Annotated in this window: 4 protein-coding genes and 1 pseudogene; 3 read left to right on the forward strand and 2 right to left on the reverse strand. The window is 74.5% G+C overall.

The genetic code is table 11. The annotated features are described in order from the left end of the window. Positions 1-725: OST-HTH/LOTUS domain-containing protein (locus JZ5iCDA_RS16245; RefSeq protein ID WP_290438821.1), on the forward strand; the 725-nt coding region annotated here is incomplete at its 5' end. Between the two features lie 48 nt (positions 726-773). On the opposite strand, the gene JZ5iCDA_RS16250 is transcribed toward JZ5iCDA_RS16245, so the two are convergent. Continuing rightward, positions 774-1,616, reverse strand: coding sequence for an alpha/beta fold hydrolase (locus JZ5iCDA_RS16250; RefSeq protein WP_069388083.1), 843 nt, complete (start codon positions 1,614-1,616; stop codon positions 774-776). A gap of 115 nt (positions 1,617-1,731) precedes the next feature. Between JZ5iCDA_RS16250 and JZ5iCDA_RS16255 the strand changes: the two genes are divergently transcribed. Together JZ5iCDA_RS16255 and JZ5iCDA_RS16260 are read left to right on the forward strand one after the other, a co-directional pair. Next, on the forward strand, positions 1,732-2,292 hold the full coding sequence (locus tag JZ5iCDA_RS16255) for a TetR/AcrR family transcriptional regulator (RefSeq protein ID WP_069388081.1): 561 nt from the start codon (positions 1,732-1,734) through the stop codon (positions 2,290-2,292). Between the two features lie 82 nt (positions 2,293-2,374). Continuing rightward, positions 2,375-3,325, forward strand: a complete 951-nt coding sequence (locus JZ5iCDA_RS16260; RefSeq protein ID WP_069388082.1) for an NAD(P)-dependent oxidoreductase — start codon at positions 2,375-2,377, stop codon at positions 3,323-3,325. Here JZ5iCDA_RS16260 and JZ5iCDA_RS19795 read toward each other — a convergent pair. Further along, a pseudogene (locus JZ5iCDA_RS19795) lies at positions 3,313-3,552 on the reverse strand (helix-turn-helix domain-containing protein); the annotation flags it as partial. The gene JZ5iCDA_RS16260 and the pseudogene JZ5iCDA_RS19795 sit on opposite strands and share 13 nt — an antisense overlap. Positions 3,553-3,560: the final 8 nt, after the last annotated feature.

The raw sequence follows: 3,560 nt of genomic DNA on the forward strand, positions 1-3,560 counted from the left end.
AGGCGGAGCCGACGCGCGAGCAGTCGGCGCGCGAGGCGGCCGCCGCGCTCGTCGGCACGGCCCCGGCCACCGATCAGGCGCCCGCCGCCGACGACGTCGCGCGCCCGGACGAGGCCCCCGAGGAGGCGTCGGGCGGGGGCATGGTGCCCACGACCACGCCGGCGGGGGCGGCGCCGGACGAGCAGGCCGTCGCGGCGGACACCGCGTTGGACACCGCGTCCGACACCGCGTCGGACGACGACGCGCTCGCGGGCGAGGACGTGCCCATGGAGGTGCGGGTCGCCCAGACGCTCGCCGACCTCCAGTCGTCCACGGGCGGCGCCGTCACGGCGTCGGTGCTCAAGCGCACGCTGCTGCGCAAGGACCCGACGTTCAGCGAGGCCGACTACGGGTTCCGCACGTTCGGCGAGTTCCTGCGGTTCCTCGCCGACCGCGACTTCGTCGAGCTCGCCACGGGGCCGTCGACGGGCGACCCCGAGGTGTCGCTGCCGGCCCAGAACACCGACTCCACGTTCGAGCTGCTGCGCGCGGTCGTCCAGGACGAGGGCGGCGCGGCCGCGCTCTCGGGCCTGAAGAACGCGATCCGCAAGCGGCGGCCCGACTTCAGCGAGAAGGCGCTCGGCTACCGCGGGTTCCTCCAGTTCTGCAAGGCCGCGCAGTCCGCCGGCGCCGTCGACCTCGCGTGGGACGACGACGCCGACGACTACCTCGTCACGGTCGCCTGACCACGGCTGCGCCGAGGGGAGGCCCCTCGGCGCAGCCGCAGCGCGTGCTCAGCGCCCGACGAAGCCGAGCAGCGCCTTGTTGACGTCGTCCGCGTGCGTCCACAGCAGGCCGTGGGGCGCGCCCTCGACCTCGACGTACTCGGCGTCCGGGACGAGCGTGCTGAACCGTCGGGCCGTGGCGTCGATCGGCAGGATGTTGTCCTTCGTCCCGTGCAGGATGAGCGTCGGCTTGCCCGCGTCCCGCACCGCCTCGACGTCGGCGCGGAAGTCCTCGATCCAGGACGGCACGACGGCGTACGCGGCGACGGGCGCCGACCCGACCGCGGTGTTCCAGCTCGCCCGGACGACCTCCTCGCTGATGCGCTCCCCGAGGTTCTCGTCGAGGTTGTAGAAGTCGGTGTAGAACTGGGTGAACCAGGCGTAGCGGTCGGCGCGCGCGGCCTCGACGATCCCGTCGAACACGGACTGCGGGACGCCCTCGGGGTTGTCGTCGCGCTGGACGAGGAACGGCTCGAGCGAGGCGAGGAACGCGAGCTTCGCGACGCGGTCGTGCCCGTGGTTCCTCACGTACCGGGCGAGCTCGCCCGTGCCCATGGAGAAGCCGACGAGGATCACGTCGCGCAGGTCGAGCGTCTCGAGGACGGTGTCGAGGTCCCGGGCGAACGTGTCGTAGTCGTAGCCCGACCCGACCTTGCTCGACGCGCCGAAGCCGCGGCGGTCGTAGGTGATCACGCGGTAGCCGGCGGCGAGCAGCTCGCGCGTCTGGAGCTCCCAGCTGTGGCCGTCGAGCGGGTAGCCGTGGATGAGGACGACGGGCTGCCCCGACCCCTGGTCCTCGTAGTACAGCTCGATGTCGGTGGTGTTCTCCTGCCCGACGGTGATGTACCCCATGGTGTGCTCCCTCATCTGGAAACCTGGCGGAGAACGGTCGTTCTCCGCGTGGTCGCTACACTAGAGAACGATGGTTCTCCGCGCAAGGGGGCGGAGATGAACGGGAGGTGTCACGATGCTCGACGACGAGACCGCACGCGCCGCGGTGACGGCCGCGGCCGATCGGCTCTTCTACGCCCGAGGGGTGCAGACCGTCGGCATGGACGCCGTGCGCGCCGAGGCAGGGGTGTCGCTCAAGCGGATCTACGCGCTGTTCCCGTCCAAGGAGGACCTCGTCGTCGCGGTCCTCGCCGAGCGCACGCGGCAGTGGGACGAGGGGCTGGAGCGGTGGGCCGCGCAGGCGCGGACCCCGCGCGACCGGGTCCTCGCCGTCTTCGACTTCCTCGACGCGTGGTTCCGCGAGGACGGGTTCCGCGGCTGCGCCTTCATCAACTCGTTCGGCGAGCTGGGGGCCACGTCGCCGCGCGTCGCGGACGCGGTCCGCGAGCACAAGGAGTCGTTCCAGCAGTACGTGCTGGGGCGCGTCCGCGAGGCCGGGCTGCCCGACGCCGTCGCGCTCCAGGTGGTCCTCCTCGCGGAAGGCGCCCAGACCACGGCCGCGATCACGCACGACGCGGGCGTGGCTCGCCAGGCCCGCAGCGCGGCCGAGGCGCTGCTCGACGCCGTCCCGGCCTGACGCGCACGATCGTTCAAGACCGCTCCTGCCGCAGCGCGATAGACCGTCCTCGGCGCGACGCGCGCCGGGGAAGGGGCACGGGATGGCCGGACGGTCGGTGACGGGTGGACGCTCGGCGACGGGGTTCGTCGGGCTCGGGACGATGGGCGGGCCCATGGCGCTGCGGCTCCTCGCGGCGGGCGAGGAGCTCCTCGTCTGGAACCGTACGCCGGGCCGCGGGGACGCCGTCGTGCGCGCGGGCGCGACGCTCGCCGCAGACGTCGACGAGGTGTTCCGGCGCGCCGCGACCGTCGTGCTCGTCCTCACCGACGAGGACGCCGTCGACGACGTGCTCGGCCGTGGCACCCCGGCCTTCGCCCGGCGCGTGCGCGGTACGACGCTCGTCCAGGTCGGCACGGTGGCGCCCGGGTGGTCCGCACGCCTGGCCGACGACGTGCGCGCCGCCGGCGGGACCCTCGTCGAGGCGCCCGTGTCGGGGTCGCGCGGACCGGCCCAGGCGGGTGAGCTCGTCGTCATGCTCGCGGGCGACGACGACGCCGCCCTCGCCGCGGTCGAACGCATGGTCGCACCGCTCGCGCGCGCGGTCGTGCGGTGCGGCCCCGTCCCTGCGGCGTCGCGCACGAAGCTCGCCGTGAACACGTACCTCGTCGGGATGGTCACCGCGCTCGTCGAGGCCTTCCACGTCGCCGAGCGCACCGGGGTCGACGCGCGCGTGCTCGAGCGCGTGCTCGACGCCGGGCCGATGGCCTCGGCGGTCTCGCGCACCAAGGCCGACAAGCTCGTGCGCGACGACCGTGGCGTCCAGGCGGCGGTCGACGACGCGTGGCGCAACACGCGCCTCGCCCTCGCCGCCGCGCGTGACGCCGGGGCGGCGACACCACTGCTCGCCGCGGTCGAGGAGGTCTACCGCGCGACGTCGGCGGCGGGCCTGGGGGGTGCCGACATGGTGGCGACCGTCGAGGCGTTCCGCGCGGCGTCGCGCCAGGCGCCGGGCGTGAGCCCGTACGCGGAGCGGAAGGCCCGGGTGAGATGACTCTGGTCGGCGAAGCCCGCGAGCGCCGCCGCGTCGGCGAGGCCCGTGCCGGCGCGCAGCAGCGTGCGGGCGCGGTCGAGCCGGCGGTGGGTGCGGTATCGGCTCGGGCTCGTGCCGAAGGCGGCGCGGAACTGCCGGGCGAGCGCCCAGCGGTCCGTCCCGGCGACGCGCTCGAGGTCGGCGGCGGTGTGCGCGGCGGTGGGGTCGTCGGCGAGCAGGACGCGCACGGTCCGCC

The sequence above is a fragment of the Cellulosimicrobium cellulans genome (assembly GCF_001722485.1).
Classification (GTDB): Bacteria; Actinomycetota; Actinomycetes; order Actinomycetales; family Cellulomonadaceae; genus Cellulosimicrobium; species Cellulosimicrobium cellulans_A.

What these genes read in the sequence shown, in the direction of transcription:
- JZ5iCDA_RS16250 (WP_069388083.1), bottom strand. Translation starts at nt 1,616, where the DNA reads ATGGGGTACATCACCGTCGGGCAGGAGAACACCACCGACATCGAGCTG.
- JZ5iCDA_RS16255 (WP_069388081.1), top strand. Translation starts at nt 1,732, where the DNA reads ATGCTCGACGACGAGACCGCACGCGCCGCGGTGACGGCCGCGGCCGAT.
- JZ5iCDA_RS16260 (WP_069388082.1), top strand. Translation starts at nt 2,375, where the DNA reads ATGGCCGGACGGTCGGTGACGGGTGGACGCTCGGCGACGGGGTTCGTC.